The 23,973-nt window shown below is 41.1% G+C and carries 21 protein-coding genes; 15 read left to right on the top strand and 6 right to left on the bottom strand.

Annotated elements, in window-relative coordinates; all coding sequences use genetic code 11:
- Window positions 1-8: 8 nt before the first annotated feature.
- The 5 genes from R2Q94_RS11305 to R2Q94_RS11285 all read left to right on the top strand — a co-directional run bounded on the left by R2Q94_RS11305 (window position 9) and on the right by R2Q94_RS11285 (window position 6,280).
- A complete protein-coding gene (locus R2Q94_RS11305; protein ID WP_316821569.1) occupies window positions 9-1,418 on the top strand; it encodes a RagB/SusD family nutrient uptake outer membrane protein in 1,410 nt (469 codons plus the stop codon).
- A 10-nt stretch (window positions 1,419-1,428) separates the two neighbouring features.
- On the top strand, window positions 1,429-2,106 hold the full coding sequence (locus R2Q94_RS11300) for a DUF4843 domain-containing protein (protein ID WP_316821568.1): 678 nt from the start codon (window positions 1,429-1,431) through the stop codon (window positions 2,104-2,106).
- Between the two features lie 27 nt (window positions 2,107-2,133).
- The gene (locus tag R2Q94_RS11295; RefSeq protein WP_316821567.1) at window positions 2,134-3,567 is read left to right on the top strand and encodes a PKD-like family lipoprotein; all 1,434 of its coding nucleotides are present in this window, start codon (window positions 2,134-2,136) and stop codon (window positions 3,565-3,567) included.
- Window positions 3,567-4,802 (top strand): TlpA disulfide reductase family protein, encoded by a 1,236-nt coding sequence (locus R2Q94_RS11290; protein ID WP_316821566.1) that lies wholly within the window; start codon window positions 3,567-3,569, stop codon window positions 4,800-4,802. Before R2Q94_RS11295 ends, R2Q94_RS11290 begins: the two co-directional genes overlap by 1 nt.
- Window positions 4,803-4,948: 146 nt before the next feature.
- Window positions 4,949-6,280, top strand: a complete 1,332-nt coding sequence (locus tag R2Q94_RS11285) for a hypothetical protein (RefSeq protein ID WP_316821565.1) — start codon at window positions 4,949-4,951, stop codon at window positions 6,278-6,280.
- 91 nt (window positions 6,281-6,371) lie between these two features.
- Here the strand turns inward: R2Q94_RS11285 and R2Q94_RS11280 are convergent, their stop codons facing one another.
- On the bottom strand, window positions 6,372-7,223 hold the full coding sequence (locus R2Q94_RS11280) for an AraC family transcriptional regulator (protein WP_316821564.1): 852 nt from the start codon (window positions 7,221-7,223) through the stop codon (window positions 6,372-6,374).
- Between the two features lie 88 nt (window positions 7,224-7,311).
- Here R2Q94_RS11280 and R2Q94_RS11275 point away from each other — a divergent pair, with 88 nt between their 5' ends.
- From R2Q94_RS11275 to obgE, 3 genes are all read left to right on the top strand, one after another.
- Window positions 7,312-8,523, top strand: a complete 1,212-nt coding sequence (locus R2Q94_RS11275) for an MFS transporter (RefSeq protein ID WP_316821563.1) — start codon at window positions 7,312-7,314, stop codon at window positions 8,521-8,523.
- A 435-nt stretch (window positions 8,524-8,958) separates the two neighbouring features.
- A complete protein-coding gene (locus R2Q94_RS11270) occupies window positions 8,959-9,528 on the top strand; it encodes an adenylate kinase (protein WP_187667452.1) in 570 nt (189 codons plus the stop codon).
- 115 nt (window positions 9,529-9,643) lie between these two features.
- Window positions 9,644-10,651, top strand: a complete 1,008-nt coding sequence (obgE, locus tag R2Q94_RS11265; RefSeq protein WP_316821562.1) for a GTPase ObgE — start codon at window positions 9,644-9,646, stop codon at window positions 10,649-10,651.
- 40 nt (window positions 10,652-10,691) lie between these two features.
- On the opposite strand, the gene R2Q94_RS11260 is transcribed toward obgE, so the two are convergent.
- Window positions 10,692-11,171, bottom strand: a complete 480-nt coding sequence (locus tag R2Q94_RS11260) for a GNAT family N-acetyltransferase (protein ID WP_316821560.1) — start codon at window positions 11,169-11,171, stop codon at window positions 10,692-10,694.
- Window positions 11,172-11,686: 515 nt separating this feature from the next.
- On the opposite strand from R2Q94_RS11260, the gene R2Q94_RS11255 reads away from it, so the two are divergent.
- From R2Q94_RS11255 to R2Q94_RS11245, 3 genes are all read left to right on the top strand, one after another.
- Window positions 11,687-13,267, top strand: coding sequence for a M1 family metallopeptidase (locus tag R2Q94_RS11255; RefSeq protein WP_316821559.1), 1,581 nt, complete (start codon window positions 11,687-11,689; stop codon window positions 13,265-13,267).
- A gap of 181 nt (window positions 13,268-13,448) precedes the next feature.
- Complete coding sequence (locus tag R2Q94_RS11250) at window positions 13,449-14,879, top strand: PLP-dependent aminotransferase family protein (protein WP_316821558.1); 1,431 nt, start codon at window positions 13,449-13,451, stop codon at window positions 14,877-14,879.
- 99 nt (window positions 14,880-14,978) lie between these two features.
- Window positions 14,979-15,506 (top strand): GNAT family N-acetyltransferase, encoded by a 528-nt coding sequence (locus R2Q94_RS11245; RefSeq protein ID WP_316821557.1) that lies wholly within the window; start codon window positions 14,979-14,981, stop codon window positions 15,504-15,506.
- A 7-nt stretch (window positions 15,507-15,513) separates the two neighbouring features.
- Here R2Q94_RS11245 and R2Q94_RS11240 read toward each other — a convergent pair whose 3' ends face one another.
- The 3 genes from R2Q94_RS11240 to R2Q94_RS11230 all read right to left on the bottom strand — a co-directional run bounded on the left by R2Q94_RS11240 (window position 15,514) and on the right by R2Q94_RS11230 (window position 17,873).
- Complete coding sequence (locus R2Q94_RS11240) at window positions 15,514-16,740, bottom strand: TCR/Tet family MFS transporter (protein WP_316821556.1); 1,227 nt, start codon at window positions 16,738-16,740, stop codon at window positions 15,514-15,516.
- A 62-nt stretch (window positions 16,741-16,802) separates the two neighbouring features.
- Window positions 16,803-16,973, bottom strand: a complete 171-nt coding sequence (locus R2Q94_RS11235; RefSeq protein ID WP_316821555.1) for a hypothetical protein — start codon at window positions 16,971-16,973, stop codon at window positions 16,803-16,805.
- 306 nt (window positions 16,974-17,279) lie between these two features.
- The gene (locus R2Q94_RS11230; protein WP_316821554.1) at window positions 17,280-17,873 is read right to left on the bottom strand and encodes an HD domain-containing protein; all 594 of its coding nucleotides are present in this window, start codon (window positions 17,871-17,873) and stop codon (window positions 17,280-17,282) included.
- Between the two features lie 324 nt (window positions 17,874-18,197).
- Here R2Q94_RS11230 and R2Q94_RS11225 point away from each other — a divergent pair, with 324 nt between their 5' ends.
- The 4 genes from R2Q94_RS11225 to R2Q94_RS11210 all read left to right on the top strand — a co-directional run bounded on the left by R2Q94_RS11225 (window position 18,198) and on the right by R2Q94_RS11210 (window position 22,630).
- Window positions 18,198-19,550: a hypothetical protein gene (locus tag R2Q94_RS11225; RefSeq protein WP_316821553.1), complete on the top strand. Its 1,353-nt coding sequence runs from the start codon at window positions 18,198-18,200 to the stop codon at window positions 19,548-19,550.
- Window positions 19,551-19,590: 40 nt separating this feature from the next.
- Window positions 19,591-20,829, top strand: coding sequence for a glycine betaine/L-proline ABC transporter ATP-binding protein (locus R2Q94_RS11220; protein ID WP_316821552.1), 1,239 nt, complete (start codon window positions 19,591-19,593; stop codon window positions 20,827-20,829).
- Window positions 20,829-21,656: a proline/glycine betaine ABC transporter permease gene (locus tag R2Q94_RS11215; protein WP_316821551.1), complete on the top strand. Its 828-nt coding sequence runs from the start codon at window positions 20,829-20,831 to the stop codon at window positions 21,654-21,656. Before R2Q94_RS11220 ends, R2Q94_RS11215 begins: the two co-directional genes overlap by 1 nt.
- 110 nt (window positions 21,657-21,766) lie before the next feature.
- Window positions 21,767-22,630, top strand: a complete 864-nt coding sequence (locus R2Q94_RS11210) for a glycine betaine ABC transporter substrate-binding protein (protein ID WP_316821550.1) — start codon at window positions 21,767-21,769, stop codon at window positions 22,628-22,630.
- A gap of 81 nt (window positions 22,631-22,711) precedes the next feature.
- Here the strand turns inward: R2Q94_RS11210 and R2Q94_RS11205 are convergent, their stop codons facing one another.
- Window positions 22,712-23,635, bottom strand: coding sequence for a sugar phosphate isomerase/epimerase (locus tag R2Q94_RS11205; protein WP_316821549.1), 924 nt, complete (start codon window positions 23,633-23,635; stop codon window positions 22,712-22,714).
- Window positions 23,636-23,973 lie beyond the last annotated feature (338 nt).

The following is a 23,973-nucleotide window of genomic DNA, read 5'->3' as shown; positions in this document are numbered from 1 at the left end:
TCAGGACCATGAACACTATTAAACAAATGACAATAGCACTTTGCATCGTTTTAATTGCCTGTACCGGTTGCAAAAAATGGCTGGACGTAAAGCCGAAAACCAATGTCAGCGAAAGTGTGCTTTTTGAGGATGAACAGGGATTTAAAGATGCATTAACAGGGGTTTACCTTCAGCTGGCTTCACCTGCCTTGTATGCCAAAGAGTTTACTATGGGGACCATGGACGTTTTTGCACAGTATTACGATGTTGCTGCTTCCAGCCATAATTACAATAAGGCGGGTTTATATGAATATACAGATGGCAGGGTCCAGTCAACGATCGACGGTTTCTGGCGCAATTCTTACAGTGCCATTGCCAATATAAATAACCTGCTGGAGGCCATAGATGCCAAAAGAAAGGTCTTTACCGGAAATAATTATGAATTGGTAAAAGGCGAAGCTTTGGGCTTAAGGGCTTTTTTACACTTCGATTTATTGCGGGCATTCGGACCAGTACCTTTAGAAGGCCTAGATCAGAAATCTATCCCTTATGTTAGTGGTTTTAACATGAAAGTCAGACCTGCAATCTCTGGGACTTCCCTCATTGATTCTTGTTTAAAGGACCTTCAGGAAGCCACAAACCTATTGGCAGTAAACAAATCAGTGGTTTACGGCCAGGCGGATCCCTTTCTTTCCCATACGCGCAATCATTTTAATTACTGGGCGGCAAATGGATTAATGGCCAGGATATACCTGTATAAAGGCGATCATGTCAACGCTTATGAAAAAGCCAGCCTGATCATCAACAACAGTAAACTATTTCCTTTTGTAGACCGTGCCACTTTAGCGGGTAGTACACCCAGTCGCACTTTTGTGTCAGAGCACCTTTTTGGGATCTACATGTCCGATCTTAAAGGGATAAATGATCAGTTGTTTACCGCGGCTGCGGCTGCAGAAAATAACGTGCTAACCAATAAAGTTACCTTTATCAGCGAACTCTTTGAAGGCAGTAGCACCGATTTCAGAAGGGTCTTTCTTTGGAAAAATTATGGTGGAACAGTCCCGGATCTACCTGTGAAATACCTTCAGGATGACATACAGACGAATAGCATGTTTATCAAAAGAATCCCTTTAATCCGTCTTTCAGAAATGTTCTATATCGCTGCAGAAAGTGCAACCAATCCGTCAGATCAGATCAAAATGCTCAATTCGATCAGGAAAAACAGAGGTGTAGCAGAACTTTCCGCGGATTTTGATCCTGCAAAAATTCAAACCGAAATTTTTAAAGAATATAGAAAGGAATTCTGTCAGGAAGGACAACTGTTCTTTTATTACAAACGGACCAATACTGCCAGAATTAATGGTTATGGAAAAGCATTAAACTCCGCGGTTTATGTCTTCCCTAAACCTTTAGATGAAATTGAATTTAATCCTCAATAAGACCTGAAAGATGAAAAAAATAATTTACCTGTTTCTTCTTGCCTTTGCTTTTTTTCAAACCGCCTGCAAGAAAGAAAAATTAATGCCTTACGAACTGGAGGCCAGCATCAATATGTATAAGCAAAATGGGGACAGTACAGTTTACTCTTTTGCGGTTAAAGAAGAAAATGTTGCTTACGATACGATTAAAATACCACTGCGGATTATGGGGCTGACTGCTCCAAAAGATAGGGTCGTTAATTATGGGGTCATCCCAGAAAAAACAACGGTAAGTACGGCAAACTATGAATTGCTTCCTGTATTTATTCCAGCAAATAGCAGTGTGGGCACACTAATGGTGAAAGTAATTAAAACGGAGGAATTGCGGAAAACCGAAGGTAGAATCTGGATCACACTTGGTTCGTCCAGCGATTTTAAACCTGGAACAAAGGAACTCCAGACCTTTTTAATTCGATTGAATAACTTCCTGTCCAAACCAAGTTTTTGGGATGAGATTAGATTTGGGCCCTATAGCCAGGTAAAATACGGACTGATCATCAGGGAAACAGGTTTCTCTGAGTTCAGTAATATCGGAGTGGAAAATCTCATTTACATCCGAGGAGTCGGTAGAAATTATGTCGCCAATTACTTACGGGAAAATGGAACTGAACTGCTCGACGAAAATAAGGTTCCGGTTAGATTCCCCTAATTATTTATCTCCAAATTTATGCTAATCATGAAAAAATATATGTTAAGCCTGATTCTCCTGGCAGGCCTTGCGCTGACAGGTTGCTATAAGGATAAAGGCAATTATGATCTCCATGAGATCAACAAAATCAGTATGAAAAGTGATGCGAAGGATACCATCAATGTTTTGCAGTTTGATACGGCAAAAATGAGCCCTTTGATCATACAAACTCAACCGATTCCAGAAAGCAGGCTGATTTATAAATGGTCAGCTTACCTGTATACAGCGCCTTTGGGCGGTTCCAGCGCCCAGACCTTAAGTACTCAAAAGAACCTAAATGTAGCAATAGGCCTTAAGCCTGATAAATATACGCTACTCTATACGGTGACGGATACGGAAACCGGTGTGTCTTATTTTAAAAAGTTCTTTATGGAAGTCAGCAGTAAGTTGAGTGAAGGTTGGCTGGTGATCAATGAAAAGGCAGATAAAAGTAGGGATATCGACTTGCTGAACGCCAATGGAACGATTGTCCGCGACATTTACCGGACCGCAAATGCTGAACATTTACCGGAAGGAGCTTTTTCCATTAAAGTGCTGGCAACTTTTTTTAATTCCTCCCAGAACATCATTATTCTATCAGAAAAAGATGCCGTTCGTGTGAATTATGCCAGCTTTCTGAAAATTCAAAATGCCAAAGATTGGTTCGTTTCAAAACCAGAACCGATACGGCCGGAAAATTACCTCTATAATACCTTTGGTTCTGCCACATTCATGGTCACGAATGGAAGTTTTTATGGTGGACAGGTGGACCTGAGGTTCGGAGCTCCTTTAGGTGGAGATCATAAGATCTCCAGGTTTGTTTATTCGCCTGGATCTAATGATACAGGGATACTTTATGATACTAAAAATCAAAAGTTCCTGAATTATTCGAATAACGCGGTATTTACTTTTTCTGTTCCTTCAAATGCAGCTTTTAACATGAACCAGATTGGGAAGGTACTTGTTGCTGCGGGAAAAGCACCTGCTGAAAATTACAATTACCTCATGAAAGACAATGATGGTGATGCCTATTACATCTACCGGCTGAATCCTGGTGGGGCTGCTGCACTGCACAATGTCAGCGCCGCTCCTTCTCTAAAAAATGCAAAATTGTTTGCTTTTTCAGGAATGTATATGCACCTGTACTATGCCGTAGATAACCATATTTACCTGCTGGACATTGAAAAAAATAGCGCTAAAATCATCTACACTTTTCTCGCTGGAGAAGAAATTACTGCGATGTGTTTGAAGCAAAGCCATAGTACCTGGGTGGGTTATCCAGATAACAACAGAACGCTGGCTGTAGGAACCTATAACAACAACACTGGAAAAGTATATACTTTCTCTATCGATGGACTGGGTGGTTTTACGGATCAGACCTTTACAAAAGAGTATAAGGATTTGAATAAGCCTGTTTTTCTGGAGTTTAAAAATAGAAAATAATGAAAAAACAATGGATGATCTGGTTATTGTTGGGGAGCATCAGCGGTAATATTTATGCACAGGATAAACCCATGAAAAAAGCAGAGGAGGGGAAATCCGGACTGCATGGCTTAATGGGAAATGTTGGTAGACAGGAAACAGCGGAAGCTACTAAACTGGCCTTTGAGAAAAGTATGAAAAGCTTTGCTCAAATGAACAATTCTGGCCTGACTTTCTTTCAGGATCTGGCCATTCTGGATGCGGCCAATCAACTCATAAAATTTAAAGATGAGTCCGCTTTGGCCTATGTGGCTCAGATCCAGGATGCGAACCTAAGACATAAGGGCTATGCGGCTTTACCAAAAACAGCATTTAATAAAAAGAATATCGATGAGGCTACTGCCGTATTAAAATTGAAAATTGCAGAAAGTGCCACCGGAACAGCACCATACTATGCTTATCAAACCGCTTATGCGAATTTGTTGTACAGAACAGGACAATATAAAGCGGCCCTGGACTATATCAAACCAATCAGTAGTCCGGATCTGATGAAAAATTCAGATCTGCAAACCTATGCCCTGATTCTTCAAAAGAACAAAGCGTATTTGGAGGCTTCCAGAATGTTGGAAGACATCATCAAACAAGGTGTGGCAGATGAGGAATTGAAAATGGCCCTGAAAGAAAGCTGGATGGGCTTAGGGAAATCAGAAAAAGATTTTCCAGCACATCTGGAAACTTTATTTCAACACCTGAGAAAAGACAAAGAAATCAGTCTGGCAGGTCAGCAGGTGAATTATCCGGCACCATTATTTGCGCTGACCGATCTATCCGGGAAAACGGTCTCCCTGGAAGACCTTAGAGGAAAAGTGGTGTTTCTAGACTTCTGGGCAACCTGGTGTGGACCTTGTGTGGCTTCCTTTCCTGCCATGCAAAAAGCAGTTGATAAATATAGAAATCATCCTGAGGTTGTATTTCTTTTCATCAATACTTTAGAAAAAGAAAAGGATCTGGAAAAAAGAAGAAAACAGGTTGACGGTTTTATCAGGGATAAGGGGTTTTCCTTTCAGATTCTAATGGATGATCAGAAATCCGGTGCCTATGAACTGACGAAGAAATATAAAGTCGCGGGTATTCCAGCCAAATTCGTCATCGACAAAGCTGGGAATGTAAGGTATGCACTCAGTGGTTTTACAGGGGCAACGGATGCCGCTTTTGAAGAAGTCAATGTGTTGATTGAAACTGCTTTGAAGTTGTAAGATTTTGAAATTACCTCAATTGATTGATCAGACATCCTAAAAAGGACTGAGTACCTAAATCCGGTATTCAGCAGATGCTGAACCCGGGAACGACGGATTGAACAACCTTAATTAAAAGAACATAATTTAAAACACTTAAACACAATATGAAATTCAATAAATATCTATTACTTCTGGCCTTTTTCGCTGGAAACTGGCAAGTCTCTCCTGCCAAAAAGGCCGCTCCCTCAGACAGCGTAACGCTAAGCTATTTTAAGAAAAACATTGAGCAATATGAGAAGTCAGTGATGGGATACCCAGGTCAGGGGACTCCGCTTAAAATTTCCCAATTAGACCAGTCGGCTAAACGCATTTGGGCACTATGGAAAAAAGCAAATACCGACCTCAGTGAATTGCCTGAGCCAATCATGGCGAAGCCGGAACTCAAAGCTTATCCGGTTCATCAATGGCAAATGAAAGCAGAGGATCCCATGCCATTTTATTATTTCAGTAAGGAAGATCAACCCTCAACAGGTTATCCCCTGTTCCTTAACCTCCATGGTTCCGGACCAAAAATAGCAGAGTTTAATGCGACTATCGGATGGAGCCTAAGGTACAAAGATGCACCGGCCATTTATTTCATTCCACAGATTCCAAACGAAAGACGTTACCGCTGGTGGTTTAAGCCAGAACAATATGCCTGGGAAAAGTTGTTCCGTCTGGCAATGATCAGCGGAAAGGTAGATGCGAACAAAATCTATGTGATGGGGATCTCTGAAGGTGGATATGGTAGTCAGCGTTTAGGTGCATTTTACGCCGATTATCTGGCCGGTGCAGGCCCGATGGCAGGAGGAGAACCACTAAGAAATGCGCCCGTATTAAACTACAGAAACATCGCTTTCTCTTTTCAAACTGGAGAAAATGACAATGGTTTTGGCCGAAACAAATTAACTAACCGTGCCAAAGTCGTTTTCGATAGCTTACAGAGGGTTTATAAAACCGGTTTTACCCACAAAATTGAATTACAGGCCGGAAAAGGACATGGGATAGATTATACCAAAACTACCCCGTATTTGATTCAACATGTCAGAAATCCTCAGCCAGCAGCATTAAGCTGGGTATTGTTTCCTATGGATGGCAGGTACCGGAATGGATTTTATAACATCAGCATCGACAAAGCTCTTGGATTAAAAGAAGGAGAGGAATTGGATCGTGCAGTGTTTGACATTCAGATGGATAAAAGTAACAATACCATCAATCTGGAGGTAAAATTACAGGATGGGGAGGGGCTGAAATCAGCTGCAGTTAAACAAGGAGAGATCTCTATCTTTTTAAGCCCAAAATTGATGGACCTTTCAAAGAAAGTAAAACTGATGTATAAAGGAAAAGTAGTGTTCAATGCTAAAGTCAAACTCTCAGATGCAGTGCTGGCAGAAAGTTGTGCATTGTTTGGAGATCCTGAGCGTTTATTTCCGGCGAAGATTAAACTGATTCTGTAAAGAATGTAAGCCCAAAATAATGGTCATCAAGGATGTTTCCATGAATCCTTCCTGATCAACAGGCTGTTTCTATTTTGAAACAGCCTGAATATTAGATGAGCCCATTGTCATTCCTTTTCAAAATCGCCTCTCCGGCATCCGCATACTTTTTTAAAAACTTCAGGAAATGACTCAAATCATTAAAACCAAAATCATTACTGATTTCTTTTTTAATCTTCCCACCAGAGTTTAGCTGTGTTTCAATGAGTTTATACTTGTAATCATCAATGTATTGCTTAATAGAAACCTTCACTTGCCGCTTAAATAAACTACTCAGGTAATTTGGCGAGAAATTAAAATGAAGTGCTAAAACATTCAGTTTTAAAGCCTCCGGTTCCTGAATATGTGCATGGATAAATTCAATAATAGAAATCACCAGATCGCCATTGGAAGAGGGGCTTGGAATAATGTTTCCAATCGCGTTTCTTTTGAGTATACTGAAGACTGCCCGTATCAAATGAAACATGACATCATTCCCTGTTCCGCAATTTGCTTCCCATTCCTGTACAATCAATTGCATCAATTGCTCAATCTTGATCAAATCTGCTTCCGATTTTACCAGACAGGTATCATATGTAGCGGCAATGGCCAGTAAATGATCCAGTAGTTTCTTCCATGTTGTAGAATTCTTTTCATTTGAGAGCCCTTCCAGGTATAGATTGTTGAATTTCAATACGCTGAATTCTGTAAGCGCTTCGATCTCAAAAATATGTGCATCCTGGGGAGCCAGCAGGAATAAAGTTCTGCCAGAATAAGCCTGATCTACCTGATTATGGGAATGTATACCTTTTCCGGAATGGATAAATACCAGTTCATAATGGTCATGGTTGTGCAAAGGAAAGGGCCATTTTTCCGTTTCAAAATGCCTCACAAATAAGGCCTCATGCTGAATAAATCTTTTCACAGTTACTTTTTACTAGTATAAGATGAATATCTACCATTTTATAGGATCGCCTGAAGATAGCTTTGCAGCATTCATCAAATGATCTATTATGTTAGCCAATCCCAATCAAAGTACAAAGATACACGCTGGAGTGATTCCTTTAATGGCAGTTTCTGCAGGTATTATAGTAGCAAACGTGTATTATAACCAACCTATTCTCAAAGAAATCGCGGTCACGATGCAGGCCTCCGAAAGTGAAATCGGCAAAATTTCTATGATTGCCCAGCTGGGCTACGGATTGGGGATGTTTTTTCTGTTGCCATTAGGCGATAAAGTAAACCGTAAGAACCTGATCATTTTATTGGCGGCATTGCTTTGTTTAACGCTGATTTTAACCAGTCTTTCCAGCTCAGTTTTACAAATCTCTGTACTCAGCTTCTTCGTCGGACTGTTTTCTACTCCTGCACAAATTATCCTCCCTATGGCCGCGACTTTAGGAAAGGAAAATAGAGGAGCTACGGTAGGTAAAGTTTTCAGTGGAATTCTGGTTGGGATTTTAGGAGCCAGGGTACTGGCGGGATTGCTTACCGAATGGTTTGGCTGGCGTTCTGTATTCGGACTTTCCGCTTTCATGGTATTGATCATGACAGTGTTGTTGAAAATATACCTACCCGAAGCTCCTGCTAAATTCAAAGGAAACTATGGCAGTTTACTCAAATCGACCTTGTCATTGATCAAAGAATACAAGGTCCTCCGTCAGGCAGCTATTCTCGGTGCTTTTACCTTTGGTGTATTTTGTTCATTCTGGACCACGCTAACTTTTCATCTGAGTGCTCCGCCTTTGAATTTTCATAGCGGAACGATTGGAATGTTTGGCCTGATTGCCATTGGCGGTGCCCTGGTAGCTCCATATTTTGGAAAGCTCGCCGATAAAGGGAGCGTATACAAATCGTTGTTGATCACGGTTTCTATGGTGATAGGCAGTATTGTCCTGATCAAACTGTTCCCATTCTCGATCTCTGTGCTAATCCTCAGCGTATTTTTCCTGGACATTGGGGTACAAGCCACACAAATCACCAATTTCACCAGAATTTATAGTCTGGACGAACAGGCACACAGCAGGCTGAACACGATTTATATGACCACTTATTTTATCGGTGCTGCGGTAGGAACTTATGGCGGTTTACTGGCCTGGAAGTTTGGAGGCTGGGATGGAGCCACCTGGCAGATGCTGGCATGGAGTAGTATGGCACTGATGATTGTACTTTTTTCAGCAAGAGCGAAAGGTGTCTTAATTCCGGCAAAATCATCCGCCATTTGAGCTTTTTGTTAAGGGAGATTTAGGCCTGAAACACCATAGTGTTAATTTTACACGATGTTTCCGGTTAAAATTCACATAAACATCAAATTCATGGCTAAGAATTTGTCAAAAATTAACTATACTAAATTAATAATTATATATTTGCAACCTCAAAAGGACTTTACTTGTTTTGAACTTTAAAACAGGTAATTCGAGCTAAAATTGCTGAATTCTTTAGGAAAGCTTCAGTTTTAACCTTGAATCCTCTAGAAAGGGTCTTCAAAATGACAGGTTGATTTTGAAGGCAGAATGAACAGATGATTTGAAATCTTTTTGTCTCCCAGGTGGATTTGCCGGGTTGGAATTTGTGAAGGGATCATTAAATAATTACACTAAACATGAAACTAAAGTTTTCATGCGAAAGCAGGAAACTTTCTAATTTTAAAGACAAACCAAATGCTTAATTTTGTTCTCTTTGGCCCACCGGGTGCAGGCAAAGGCACTCAATCTCAGAAATTGATCGATCAGTATCAATTGATTCACATTTCAACAGGTGACCTTTTTAGGGCTCACATTAAAAATCAATCCCCACTAGGGCAGAAGGTAAGTGAGTTGATCGCAGACGGACAATTGGTTCCTGATGAGATAACCATCGCCATGCTGGAAGAAGAAGTGGATAAAAACCCGGAAGCTAAAGGCTTTATTTTTGACGGTTTTCCACGTACAGTTCCACAAGCGATTGCACTGGATGAATTTTTAGAGAGCAAAGGCAGCAATATTGCAGGTGTAATTGCTTTAGATGTGGATCAGGAAGAATTAACCAAACGTATCGCTCAACGTCAGTTGGAAAGTGGTCGTGCGGATGATCAGGCAGATAAACTGCAAAAAAGAATTGACGAGTATTTCAGCAAAACCATTCATGTTTTGCCGTATTACGAAGCACAAGGTAAACTAAGTAAAGTAAACGGTATCGGTAATATCGATGCGATCTTTACCGAGTTACGTGCGGTTGTTGATCAGTATTAATAAAAAAGACCTGCCGGAAAACCGGTAGGTTTATCATAAATTTGGTGCTGTTATTAAGCAGGACCGCAAAAGCCCGGCTATTAAGTCGGCTTTTTTATTTTAAAAAAAGAAGGTTATGTCGCAAGGTTCGAATTTTGTAGATTATGTTAAAATATGCTGTCGCTCAGGTAAGGGAGGGTCAGGTTCTGCACACTTGCATCGTGATATACGCACTTCTACAGGTGGTCCTGATGGTGGTGATGGTGGACGCGGTGGACACATCATACTCCGTGGGAACTCTCAATTCTGGACTTTACTTCACTTAAAATACCGTAAACACATCATCGCACAGGATGGTCAGCCAGGATCAAGTGGTACCTCTTCAGGTAAATTTGGTAAGGATGAAATTCTGGACGTACCCCTGGGAACGATCGCTAAAGATGCGGAAACAGGTGAGGTACTTTTCGAAATTACTCAGGATGGAGAGACTAAAATTCTAACCCCTGGTGGTCGTGGTGGATTAGGAAACTGGCACTTTAAAACGCCAACCATGCAAACCCCTCGTTTTGCACAACCGGGTGAACCTGGTAAAGAGCAATGGATGGTGCTGGAATTAAAAGTTTTGGCCGATGTAGGTCTGGTAGGTTTCCCGAATGCAGGTAAATCAACTCTGCTGTCTGTATTGTCGGCAGCAAAACCAGAAATCGCGGATTATCCTTTTACCACATTGGTTCCAAACCTGGGTATCGTAGCTTACCGTGCTGGTAAGTCCTTCGTAATGGCAGATATTCCTGGAATTATTGAGGGAGCTTCAAAAGGTAAAGGACTGGGATTCCGTTTCCTACGCCATATCGAAAGAAACTCTGTATTGCTGTTTATGGTTCCTGCAGATACGCACCGTACCATTGCCGAAGAATACGAAATTCTTAAAAAAGAGCTGAAAGATTACAATCCGGAATTGATGCAAAAGCCTCATTTATTGGCCATCACCAAATCCGATATGCTGGATGAAGAACTGACCGCAGAAATGAAAAAGGAAATTCCTGCCCATGTGCCATCGATCTTCATTTCTTCTGTTGCGCAAAAAGGCTTAACAGAATTAAAAGATATGTTATGGGAATCCATTAATGCAGAAGTAGTTTAAAACTATTTTCAGCCAATTAATACAAAGACCTTTCTCTTGCTCAAATGGCAATAGAAAGGTCTTTTAGTTGCTTCTCCATGCAAATGCTTTCGGCTATGTTTTCATACTGACCGTAATTTGGTATTCGCTGGTAGCCTCTTTTCTCATAGAGAATCACTGCTTCTTTCTGCTTCATGCCAGTTTCCAGAATGCATTTTTCATAACCCATTTCATGTGCCCATTTTTCCAGATGTAACAGGATTTCTGAGGCAATTCCACGATTTCGGAATTCAGGATGTACGAACATCCGTTTCAATTCCATGGTTCCCGGTTCATATTCTTTTATAGAACCGCAGGCTATGGCAACGCCTTCCTCGTAGGCGATGACCACATGTTTGATCTCATCTGTTTGGTTAAACTGAGAAAAAAAAGATTGTGATGCGCCATTGGCTTCACTTAGATTTTCATCTAAAAGTGCAATTAACTTCCTGAAATCTAAATGATCAGGATTTGTTCTGCTCAAGTGTATGTTCGTATTCATGGTATAATGACTCCCCCCTGTAAATTTGTTATTCAGCCAATTTCGGTTGAGCTTGAAATGGACTGTTTTCTTGCTTTAAAAAATAATTCTATGGTCAACAATTGAAAGCATTAGGATATGGTTTTAATTAAGATATGGGTTTTCCGGGATGTATAATAGTTGGTAGCGCTCCTTTTTAAGGTATCTTGATTTTTGTCCCTAGGTGTTTCTTTGAAAATAAACCGCTCAGTGTATCATTTTTCAGGGAGTTCATAACTTTCATTTGGAACATTTAAATACGATTAATTAGGTTGTATTAAATCTAATTATTATTTTCCTTAACAATTAAATGCAAATGTTAAAGTTTGTTAATATTTGACTGATAGTCATTGTTTTAGCTTTCCTGGTGCCTTTGGAGGGCTAAAAAGGCCTGATCTTTGACTCCTGTGTAGTGGAAACAATTTCTTATCTGAAGATCACACACAAATAAGGTATTTGCTAAAGCAGTGCCCTTAACCTTTAAACACCCAATGAGTATGAAAAAATGCCTGATCATCCTATTTGTATGCCTTAGCACTCTCGGTTTCGCGCAGGATAAATACTGGCAGCAGGAAGTCAGTTATCAAATTGATGTTGCCTTGAATGATCAAACGAAAACCCTTAAAGGTTCGGAGCAGATCCTGTATAAAAACAACTCCCCGGCTACATTGGACTTCATTTGGTTCCACATTTGGCCAAATGCCTATAAACAGGAATCAACAGCACTGTTTCAGCAATTGAAAAATGATACCAGCAGGGTGAAGAAACTGGAAAAGTATAGTTTTGGAAGTATTGATGGCTTAAATTTTAAAGTGAATGGAGCGCTGGCTCAAACGGAACCGCATTCCAATCCGCAGTATATCGATATCATCAAACTGAAACTACCAACACCTTTAAAACCTGGTGAATCGGTCCAGATCAGTACGGATTTCAATGTAAAATTGCCTTCCTACTTCTCCAGATCCGGTTTTGCCGATGGGGAGTTTATGATTTGTCAATGGTATCCAAAACCGGCAGTATTTGATAAAACCGGCTGGCATGAATTCCCATATCTCGACATGGGTGAATATTACAGTGACTATGCCTCTTTTAAAGTGAACATCACCCTGCCTTCAGATTATGTGGTAGGCGCTACCGGAGTACTACAAACCGCTAATGAATTGGCACAGTACAAAAAATTGGGAACTGCAAATGCCAAAAATAGAACAGGGAATCCAGCATTATATCAACCCTTGACAAAAGCTGCGACCAAAACACTCAGCTATCAAATTGATAATGTACCTGATTTTGCCTGGTTTGCAGCTAAGAATTTTGTGATTCAGTACGATACTGCACAATTGGCTTCAGGAAAAGTGGTGGATGCTTTTACTTATTACCACAATAAAAAAGAAACACTTTGGAAGAATAGCATTGATTATGCAAAGGACGCTGTAAAACATTATAGTAAATGGATCGGGGAGTACGAATACCCCCTGGTACAGGTGGTAGAAGGACCAGCCAACAATTCCAGTGGAGGAATGGAATATCCAACCATCACTTTGATCACCAGCCCGGATGCCAAGAAAGAAAGTCTGGATGCAGTGATTGCCCATGAAATTGGCCACAACTGGTTCATGAGTATGCTGGGCAGCAATGAACGTCAGCATGCCTGGTTAGATGAAGGATTGAATACCTATTTCCAATTCAGATATGAAGCGGAGAAATACCGCAACAATAGTCTTTTCGGAGATGCCATTCCGGCTCAGGTAAGGCAACTTCCTGAAAAAGAATTTATGACAAGTATTTACAATGCTCTGAGTTCTATTCCAATGAAATCTGCAATAGAAACCCCATCAGATAAATTCAGTAGTTCTGATGAGTACAGTATGGCTTCTTATGTGAAAACTGCTTTGTGGTTATTTATATTGGAAAATGAAGTCGGCAGAGAAAAAATGGACAAAGCTTTTCAGTATTACTTCAGTAAATGGAAGAATAAGCACCCACAGCCAGAAGATCTGAAAGCCGCTTTTGAAACTTCTTTAGGGCTGAATCTTGACACTTATTTTCAATTGATTAACAAAGAAGGTAACTTCAGATAGCCTTTTATCCACAAGGTTGTTCACATAGTTCTCCACGTGTTATCCACCCTTTATCCACAGGGTTGTTCACATTTCAGCAGGGTATGAAACCATTCATTTCCTGCTGAAGTATAGACAACAGGCTAAGTCCAACATTAGGAAAGCAGTTCAAAATACGTAAATTCGGTGCCTAACTCTTCCTATGAACAAGTATAGATACGAAGAGATCTCCTCAGAGATCGCGCATAACATTACCGAAGGAAGGTTAAAACCGGGACATAAACTGCCATCAGTCAGGAGACTGAAACAGCAGTATAAAGCTGGATTAACTACTGTGCAAAAAGCTTATGAGCTTTTAATGATTATGGGTTTAGTTGAAAGTATACCTAAATCCGGTTATTATGTAGCATTGCCAGGAAAGCCCGACAAGTATACTCAGCACACTGTCCCGAATCAAAATAGGGTAAGAGATGAGTTGTTTAAAAATAATTTACGTGCAGTTACCGCAAGTCAGGATCTAAAACAACGGCATAGGCTCACGGAGTTTAATGTGGCTACACCAGACGATATCTTTATTCCTCAGAAAATGATTCTGCGTAGTATGCAGCAGGTCATCAGGGAAAAAGGAACACAATTACTCCGTTACTATCCTTCAAATGGCGCTGAAACGCTAAAGGAACACATTGTAAAACGTGCCGCTTTAAACCATGCTCATTTTGACGCAGAAGGACTAATCATCACTGATGGGGCATTACAGGCATTTTACATTGCATTGGCCGCAGTAACCCAGCCGGGAGAGGCAGTCGCAGTGGAAAGTCCATGTGTGTTTTCGATGTTGCAGGTACTGACTTCCCTAAAACTTAAAATTGTAGAGATACCGGTATTGGATCCAAATGGTTTTGACCTGGATTTTTTGCAGGAAACGTTGAGAACCATTCCTATAAAAGCCATTGTAGTCAGTCCAAATTTTCATAATCCAACAGGCCTACTGATGTCTGATGAAAATAAAAGAAAGTTGCTTGAAATCGCAAAAGAGAAAGAGATCCCTATTATTGAAAATGATGTGTATGGAGACCTGAATTTTTCTGATCATAGACCAGGAAATATCAGCGCAATGGACGATAGTGGTCTGGTCATGACTTTTTCCTCCTATGCTAAAACCCTGGCTTCTGGGATTCGTTTAGGTTGGCTGTTTACGGGGCGGTTTTTCAAAGAGGCAGAACAGATTAAATTTGCATTGGGGAGCACGGTAGCTCCAATTTATCAGGAAACAATGCTGAAAATTTTGTCGAGCTCCAGCTATGACCGTCACTTGCATTCCTTCAGGAGGAAATTAGCGGGACAATGCTATCAAACCATTGCAATCATTTCCAGTCATTTTCCAGAGAGAACCCTCATTTCTACCCCTAAAGGCGGCTATAGCATCTGGTTAAAAATGGATCAGGAAATGGACTTGACTAAATTTTACACTTCCTGTGAAAAGATCGGACTGCGTTTTACTCCTGGCTCTACTTTTTCTTATAGCAATGCCTTTGAACAGTATTTCAGGATTATTTTTGCATTGAAGTACACGGAGCAAAGAGAAGAGGTTTTGAAACAGGCGGGCATCATCGCTGCCAGGGCGATCTCCTGATCTGTACCCAATGGATTTTCGGGTACTGTCTCCCAACTGTGAAAGGAGAGCCCTTATTTTTGACCTTAAAATAAGAGCGCTGAAAAAAATTGGTTATTCATGGAAAATAAGATAAAAACAAAGTTCACTGTAGCCTCGGAAGAAGGGATCGCAGTATTACAAATGCTTGGAGAAAAACGCGGACAAGAAAAATATGGTCGTATACTTAGTGTTGCTCAACTTGAAGATTACCTCTTTGATAAATTCAATACAGCAACTATCGTTAACCATTTAAACACCTTTTCAAATCAATTGATTGTAGTTTATGTGGAGGATCAGCCTGCCGGCTATGCTTACCTCAGTGGAAATGGAAGGGTTCCACAGGAATTCCAGGACAAGCGGGTGATTCACCTGCAAGACTTTGAAGTGCTCAATGCCTATCAGGGTACGAGTGCCAAAGAAATTTTACTGGAAAAATGTCTGAACGTCTGCAAATCTTATGAGGTATTGCGTCTCACTGTAAATACGGAAGCAAAAGAAATGATTTCTTTTTATGAGCGGTATGGTTTTCAGCAAAAGGCATCAGAAGAGATCAGTATGGCCGGAATTAAATTACAATTGGCTGTACTGATCAAGGTCAATCCTTAAATCCGGATTATTTTCTGTTGATAAAAGATTCTTTTTTCATGGTGTTCCTACAAATCCATAAGCTGATCAGCATAAATACTGCTCCGGCAAGGAAAGGAGCACCTGAAAATTTAACCGGTGCTTTAGGATTGGTAAACCAGGCAAATAAATTGGTCATTAATAATGGGCCAACAATCGAAGTGGCACTCATCAGACTGGTTAAAGCCCCCTGGAGTTCTCCCTGTTCGTTCTGTGGTACATTTTCGGAAATGGTAGCTTGTAGCGCCGGACCAGCTATCCCGCCTAAACAATAGGGAATCAAAAAGGCGAACATCATCCAGGTTTGGTTGGCAAAAGCAAATAATAACATGCCTAACACGGAGAAAGCCAATCCGATGTAAATGCTTTTTTCATTTCCTAAACGCGGACTGGTGTACCTGATTAAGCCTCCCTGAACCAGGGCAACCAGGATTCCGGCAGTGGCCAATGAAATGCCAATCAGAAAAGTATTCCATTGAAAACGTTCAATATTGATGAAAGTCCAGGTGCTTTGTAGGGCCTGACCCGCAATGTAAATGAAAATTAGTGCGACGATTAATCCACCTATGCCTTTGTATTTTTTAAGACAAAGCAGGGAGCCTATCGGATTGGCTCTGGACCATTCAAAAGCTCTCCGGTGTGCCTTATCCAGGGATTCGGGCAATACAAAATAGCCATAAATCACATTGATGAAGGTAAGGACTGCAGCGGCGATAAAAGGAACTCTTGGGCCTAGTCCACCTAATAATCCACCTAATGCCGGACCGATTACAAAGCCCAGACCGAATGCTGCACCAATCAAACCAAAATTCTGTGCCCTGTTTTCCGGCGTACTGATGTCAGCAATATAGGCCGTTGCAGTGGTCATACTTGCACCAAAAATCCCTGCAATGATACGGCCAAGGAATAACCACCAAATGGTAGGCGCTAATGCCAGAAATATATAATCTACCCCAAATCCTAATAATGAAACCAGCAAAACAGGTCTTCTGCCGTATTTATCGCTCAGGTTGCCTATAATCGGGGCACAAACGAACTGCATAATGGCATAGGCAAACATGAGTAATCCGCTCCATTGCGAAGCTTCACTGATATTGCCATGAATCAATTGTTCGATCAATTGAGGAAATACCGGAATAATCAGCCCAATGCCAATCACGTCCAATAACATGGTGATGAAAATGAAGCTTAGCGCTGCTTTTCTGGATGATGCCATAAAAATCTAAGGATTAAAGGCACAAAGTTATTGCTTTTAATGAATAGATCGGCCTCATTTTTCTATGAAATGCTGAAGTGTCCTGCGCTATCCTGAACTTTATAACTGCCAGGAAAACAGGAGGATTCTGGTAGTTTTAGCCAGACTTTCCTGGTGTCTGCTCTGATTTTCAAATCGCTTAATGACTTGTCAGTAAGTTCGTTATTTCTTGCTGTTGTATAGATGATGATCATCAAAAGAAGGTATATTGCAGCTGGGGAGAGTTGCTTATTTTTAAGTAATTTTCACCGATGATAATCGGAATTTAAAGCCTGCTGATTGGGGCTGGAACCCTACAAAGCCCTAGCAGATGCCTATAAAAGCCCGCCTAAAGGTCTGGCAGTTAGAATTTCAATAGGAACTCCGTTCCCAGTTCTCCAATGCTCAGTTTATTTTCAGTAGGGCAGCAGGGAGCGCGAGATAGCAGCATGGAACTGCAGGGGATATCCTGAGGATATGCCCCCTTTCATTTGATAAATATGGAATATTTCGTTCTGGATTTAGTTTTTCTTCAGAATCCCTCTGGTTATACTCTCTTCAAATAAATTGGTGGTATGGTCCCATAACACCTGTGAACCTTCCTTAATTTTAACTGTTTTCTGAAAAACAGTATCATATTTCACGTCAAATTCGCTCCAGGTTCCACCTTCATTTGATACATTTTGAAGAACAGGCTCCAGTCGGTCGATAGATTTGGCAAACTTAGATTCTGCGGAAATTCCGGCTTCGAATTCTTCCCATAGTGAAATAAATTCTTCTGCCTGTTGATCTGGTAATAGTCCGAATATCCGCTTTGCTGCTTCCTGTTCTTCCACTCTATTGTCGTGATTTGCATTTTGATCATATAAAAAAACATCTCCCGAATCGATCTCCACAATATCATGAATCAATAACATTTTAACCACTTTCAAAATGTCTACTTTTTCATTGGCGTGTTCAGAAAGAACGAGCGCCATCATCGCCAGATGCCAACTGTGTTCCGCATCGTTTTCATGACGCATACTATTGAATAAGCGCGTTTTTCGCTGGATGTATTTGAGTTTGTCAATTTCGTGGATGAAGGCCATTTGCCTGGACAGATCTGTTAAATTCATAGGAACATAGATTGGTTTTAAACCGCCCAAAATTAAGATTTAATTCTTCCTTTTTTATCATACGGAGGTCAGGTGTAAGCCTCTTCCAGGGGCCCTAATTTGGAGCACTACTTGGATTTTAGCCTTTTTTTTCCTACCTTTGTCCTGTTTTTAATTTAAAACTCAGCGAATTCGTCGGAATTTGCTAGTTAATTTCTTTTTAAGAAATAGGTGAAAACCTGTTTAAATGTCTAAGGGGATTGCCCCCTGATTTTCATTTTAATGTTTTATTTAAAGCATTTTATTACAAGCAGCAATTAAGCGGACTTGTACTAAATTTTTATTATGGTAAAATTCACACAGCTTATAGGCTGTTTAGTGCTGTTTTTTGTTGTCCCTCCGACAACTGTGGCCCAGAACCAGATCCCGATCCGAGAAAATACTCCTTTTGTTTCATTGCGGGCAGATGGAGGCAGTTCAACGGGGCTGCCAGACTCGAAAAGAAAGGCAGCCAGAGTAGGCCAGGCAATTAAGGTCGCTCCAGCAGATCCCTCTGATTCCACAAATAAAGTAGCTCCCACAATAGTGGATCATCCCCGAAACAAGGCGGATACCAGAAATAAGGCAGATACTACGAAACACCTGGATAAGCCCCAGCTTAAAATTGGTGGCGCATTAAGGTTCAATTACAACCTTTCCAGCTGGAAAAAAGAGCAAGTAAAAAGAGGTGGAGATTTCGGACTGGATATGTTCCGTATTCAGGTGGATGCCTCCCACAAGAAACTAGATTTCCATGCAGAATATCGGTTTTATTCCAGATCCTTTGGTGGATCTTTTCTAAAAGATGGGTATTTAACCTATCACTTCAACGACAGTACCAATCTTGCGATTGGACTAGTTCAAAATCCCTTCGGGAATACCACATACAACTCTCACAGTTGGTTTTTTAACCTTCCATACTACCTGGGCTTCGAAGATAAAGCTTCGATGGGTATCCGATTTCATCAACGGAGCAACCGCTGGTTGTATGATCTGGCCTTTTTTAAAAGTGCAATGGAACTGGATTTTGGCGACAAGACCAGCATAGATCTTTCCCGATATTCTTACGATGTTGCTGGCCGGAATAAAGAGCTGAACCAGGGAAATGTAAAAACAGAATATTTACTCTCCGAAAATAAACGAATTGGAATTTCCGGAATGCTGTCTGGGGTATACAACATTCCTACCGGCAATATGGGCTCCAGATGGGCGGCAGCCTTACATACCGACCTGAATTTTGGGAAATTTAATGTGAAACTGCAATCCATGTATTATCAATATCAGCTGGCAGATTCAGCACAATACAAGCAAAGTGTAAGTCTGGGAGCTTATGGCTCCAGTTACGATGTGGCTACAAAGGCATATCTGCATACCGCCTCTGTTTCCTATACCCAGCCAGTTAAGATTGGGCCGCTGAGCTCAATCACCTTTTATGAAAACTTTTCCTATATGGATAAAACGCAAAAAGGAACAAGCGATACCCAAATGAATGTTTTGGGCATGATGCTTAAGGCGGGAAATCTGATCAGTTATGTGGATTGGGCAGCAGGGAGAAATCAACCCTGGTTAGGTCCGGATTGGCAAAATGGCCTGGCCATAGGAAATCCGGATGCCAAATGGAGCAGCCGTTTCAACATCAATATTGGCTATTACTTCTGATACAACAGGCTATTAATTTTTAACATCATATCTATCAAAAATGTCTAAACTTAAAATAGAAGACCTTACCCTCATTTTCGGAAAAGAAAAAGAGAAGGCACTTTCATTATTGAAGCAAGGGAAATCCAAAGCGGAGATTCTTAAAGAAACAGGTTGCACTGTAGCGGTAAAAAATGCAAACTTCGAAATTGAAGAAGGGGAATTTTTTGTCATCATGGGTTTATCAGGCAGTGGTAAATCCAGCTTGTTGCGCTGTTTGAATAGGTTAATTGAACCTACTTCAGGTAATGTAATTTTAAATCAAAACAACATTACCAGCCTGGCTGATCAGGAGTTGCAGAGGGTTCGCCGGAAAGAAATGGCGATGGTATTTCAGAACTTCGGACTCCTACCACACCGCACTGTATTGGAAAATGTGGCATTCGGACTGGAGTTACAGGATATTCCGCAAGCAGAAAGAGAAGAAAAAGCAACAGCAGTGATTGATCTGGTGAGCCTTCGGGGTTACGAAAATCAGCATACCGGCGAGCTTTCAGGTGGGATGCAACAACGTGTTGGTCTGGCCAGAGCATTAGCCAATGATCCGGAGATTCTGTTGATGGATGAGGCTTTCTCTGCACTTGATCCACTCATCCGTACGCAGATGCAGGATGAATTAATTGACCTGCAGGAGAAAATGCACCGGACCATTGTTTTTATTACCCATGATCTGGATGAAGCGATACGCTTAGGGGATCGCATTGCCATTATGAAAGATGGAGAAGTTATACAAATAGGTACACCAGAGGATATTTTAACCAATCCGGCAAGCGATTATGTGGCCTCTTTTGTTGAAAAAGTAGACCGTAAATCCATCATTACTGCCGCAAGTTTGCTGTTTGAAAAACCTACCGTGGCCATTTTCAAAAAGGATGGGGTAGAGGGAAGTCTGCGTAAAATGCGTACTTCCGGATTAACTTCTTTACCGGCAGTCTCCATCGATAAGCATTTCCTTGGTTTTGTGTACCTGAAAGATCTTCTGGAGCTCAAGGCACAAAAGGAACATACCATCGAAAAAGCAATCATAAGGGACATTCCTGTTGCTTATCCGGAAACTACAGTAGAACAAATGCTGCCATTTATTGCGGAAAACGGCAGAGCCGTGCCTGTAGTAGATGAAAAAACAAACAAACTGATTGGAATTGTTGCCCAAACTTCTCTGTTGATTGAAACGACAGGAGCAAGCTGGGAAAATCTGAATGGAAATAGAATTGATCACCTTCAAAAAGAAATTATTTAATGATACACATAGGGACATATATCGAACAATTTATCAACTGGTTGACCCTGAACTTTTCAGTGGTCTTCGAATTCATCCGGGTTGTGGTAGAATCAGTGGTTAATTCGGTGGAATGGGTACTGATGTTTCCACCTTTTTACATCCTGATTGCCTTGATCGGCTTGCTGGCCTGGAAACGTAGTGGCTGGGGCTTAACGGTTTTTACCGTTCTCGGACTGGGGCTGATCTGGGGAATGGGTTATTGGGAGCAGACTATGGCGACGCTGGCCCTGATTTTATCTGCAGCATTTATTGCTTTGCTGATGGGTGTTCCATTAGGGATCTGGGCGGCCAAGAATCCGATGGCCGGCAAAGTGATTCGTCCGGTACTGGATTTAATGCAAACCATGCCTGCCTTTGTTTATCTGATTCCTGCAGTGCTGTTTTTTGGCTTAGGGAAAGTTCCCGGGGCCTTTGCAACGGTGATTTTTGCTATGCCACCAGCGGTGAGATTAACCACATTGGGGATCAGTCAGGTGCCGGCTTCCATTGTAGAAGCCACTCGCTCATTTGGTGCCACACCTCGTCAGCTACTTTTTAAAGTGGAATTGCCTTTGGCCTTGCCTACGATTCTGGCTGGTGTCAATCAAACCATCATGATGGCACTCTCTATGGTGGTGGTTTCTGCTATGATCGCTGCCGGCGGATTAGGTGAGGTGGTATTGAAAGGAATTACCCAGTTGAAAATCGGCTTAGGCTTTGAAGGCGGGATTGCAGTCGTGATCCTGGCCGTAATTCTCGACCGGATTACACAATCCTTTGGGCAGAAAAAACCGGCCAGCGTTTAAGCAGTAGTCATTCCTCAATTGCATCACAACAAGGAATGAGCTGGAATAGAACGTACACAAATGTTCATATTGAGATAGCAAATTATACATAAATTATAAAAATACAACACATGAAAAAGATAATCGGAAGTATATTCATCGCATTCATAATTGGTGTTTTCGCCTCTTGTGAAACGCCTGGAAATGACAAAAAAGTAACCATAGCTTACGTAAACTGGGCAGAAGGTGTGGCCATGACACAGCTTTCTAAAGTATTGCTGGAAAAAGAAGGGTATACAGTAGCCTTGAAAAATGCAGATGTAGCCCCGGTTTTTGCGGCTGTAGCTGCTGGTGATGCAGATGTCTTTCTGGACAGCTGGATGCCGGTAACGCATAAAGAATACCTCGATAAATTCGGTGCTAAACTGGAAGTTTTAGGAACGAATTTCAACAATGCCAGAATTGGTCTGGTAGTTCCTGAATATGTCAACATCAATTCGGTTGAAGCGTTAAATGCAAATGCCGCATTGTTCAACGGAAAAATCATTGGGATTGATGCAGGTGCCGGAATTATGAGCAAAGCAGAGCTGGCCATTAAAGATTATGGTTTGAAAATGGAACTGCAATCTTCAAGTGAAGCGGCGATGTTGGCCATATTGAAAAAAAGCATAGATGCCAAGCAACCTGTAGTCATCACGGGCTGGTCTCCACATTATATTTTTAGTACTTATAAGCTGAAGTTTCTGAATGATCCCAAAGCAGTTTTTGGAGAGGTAGAGACCATTCAGACGGTGGCCAACAAGCATTTTGTGGCTGCGAAACCTAATGTAGCAGAGTTTTTCAGAAACTTTAAGTTAGATGGAGAAGAACTGAGTTCATTAATGGCAGCCATAGAGGCAAACACGAATGAAAAATTAGCGGTAGTAGAATGGCTGTCCAAACATGAGGAATTTGAATTGCAAATGCGATCATTCCTGAAATCAGATGGAAAATAATCTGATTTCCAGAAGGCACAGAGGCCGTATCCCAATAAGGATACGGCCTGTTTTATGATCAATCTATTGATCTGAAAGGGATTATAGGTATCTTTTCTTCCAGGTATTCATCATGTATGTATTGATCTCCCATTGGTCGGCAACAGGAAGGTTGGTATAGGGCAGGGTAGGCATATAACTGGGCGGACCAAATTCGGTTAACATGGTCAGCATTTTGCCCTGTTGTTTTTTGATCGCCACTACCTTATCCCAGAAGGCAAAATGCGCAGCTACGGCATTCTTCCATTCCGGTGCGCGGGGATCACTAACCTGTGGGCCTTCTTCATGACCAACACGGGAATGCACATGGTCTGTTCTTGAAATTGCCAGATCCACCGTTTCTTGCTGGTCAGCCAGCATACTTTCACTTACATTACACCAATGAGAAATATCTAAGGTTAATCTCAGACCTGGATTTTTTTCCAGATAGGGTACTGAGGCGGGAGCCGAATACAGCATTCTTGAACGATGCGTTTCATGATAGATCGGAACTCCTGTTTCTGTAGCATATTGAATTGTAAAATCAATGAACTTTTTGTTGTCTTCGTATTTAAAAAAATCCTTTCCAGAATGTACATTGATGTAAAGCGGTTTTTGGTATTTATTTTCAGCAGCTGCTTTCAGGACCCGTTTAAAAGTAGCCAGATTGGTAGCTGGGTTGGGTTCGTCCCCGCGACAAAGGAAACCTACCGATAACTGATACTTTTTTAGTGCTGCAAACAATTCTTCCTGAATATCTGGCATCCATAAGATTTCTATGCCGTCATAACCATCTGCTTTTGCTCTTTTACAGCATTCCGTTACAGAACCAGGAAAACCCCAGTATGGAGCCATAATTTTTAAAGAAAAGCCATCAGCAGTCTGTACGGTCGTAGCCGAAAGCTCAAATGCTTTCATAGATGTTAAAAGAGGAGCAGTGGCTGCAAGCACTGTTGTCCCTAAAAAATCCCTTCTATTGTAATTCATATCATTTATACCTGGAACGCTGAAAATACATATTATTTTTAATTTACTCCCTCCAGGTTTTTATGCATCCAAAAATGAATCGTTCTAAAATTACTTCCATATCTGTTTGTCTGCATCCAAAAAAGCGGATTGTTCTAAAATTAGCTCCATATCAGTTTGTCTGCACCAAAAAAGCAGATCGTTCTAAAATTAGCTCCATATCAGTTTGTCTGCATCCAAAAAAGCGGATCGTTTAAATTTAGCACCATACCGGTTTGTCTGCATCCAAAAAAGAGGATCGTTTAAATTTAGCACCATATTGGTTTGTCTGCATCCAAAAAAGAGGATAGTCTAGGACA

The sequence above is a fragment of the Pedobacter gandavensis genome (genome assembly GCF_032678465.1).
Lineage (GTDB): Bacteria > Bacteroidota > Bacteroidia > Sphingobacteriales > Sphingobacteriaceae > Pedobacter > Pedobacter gandavensis_B.
The sequence above is the reverse complement of the archived record's forward strand: the minus strand, read 5'-3'. Positions and strand labels throughout refer to the sequence as shown.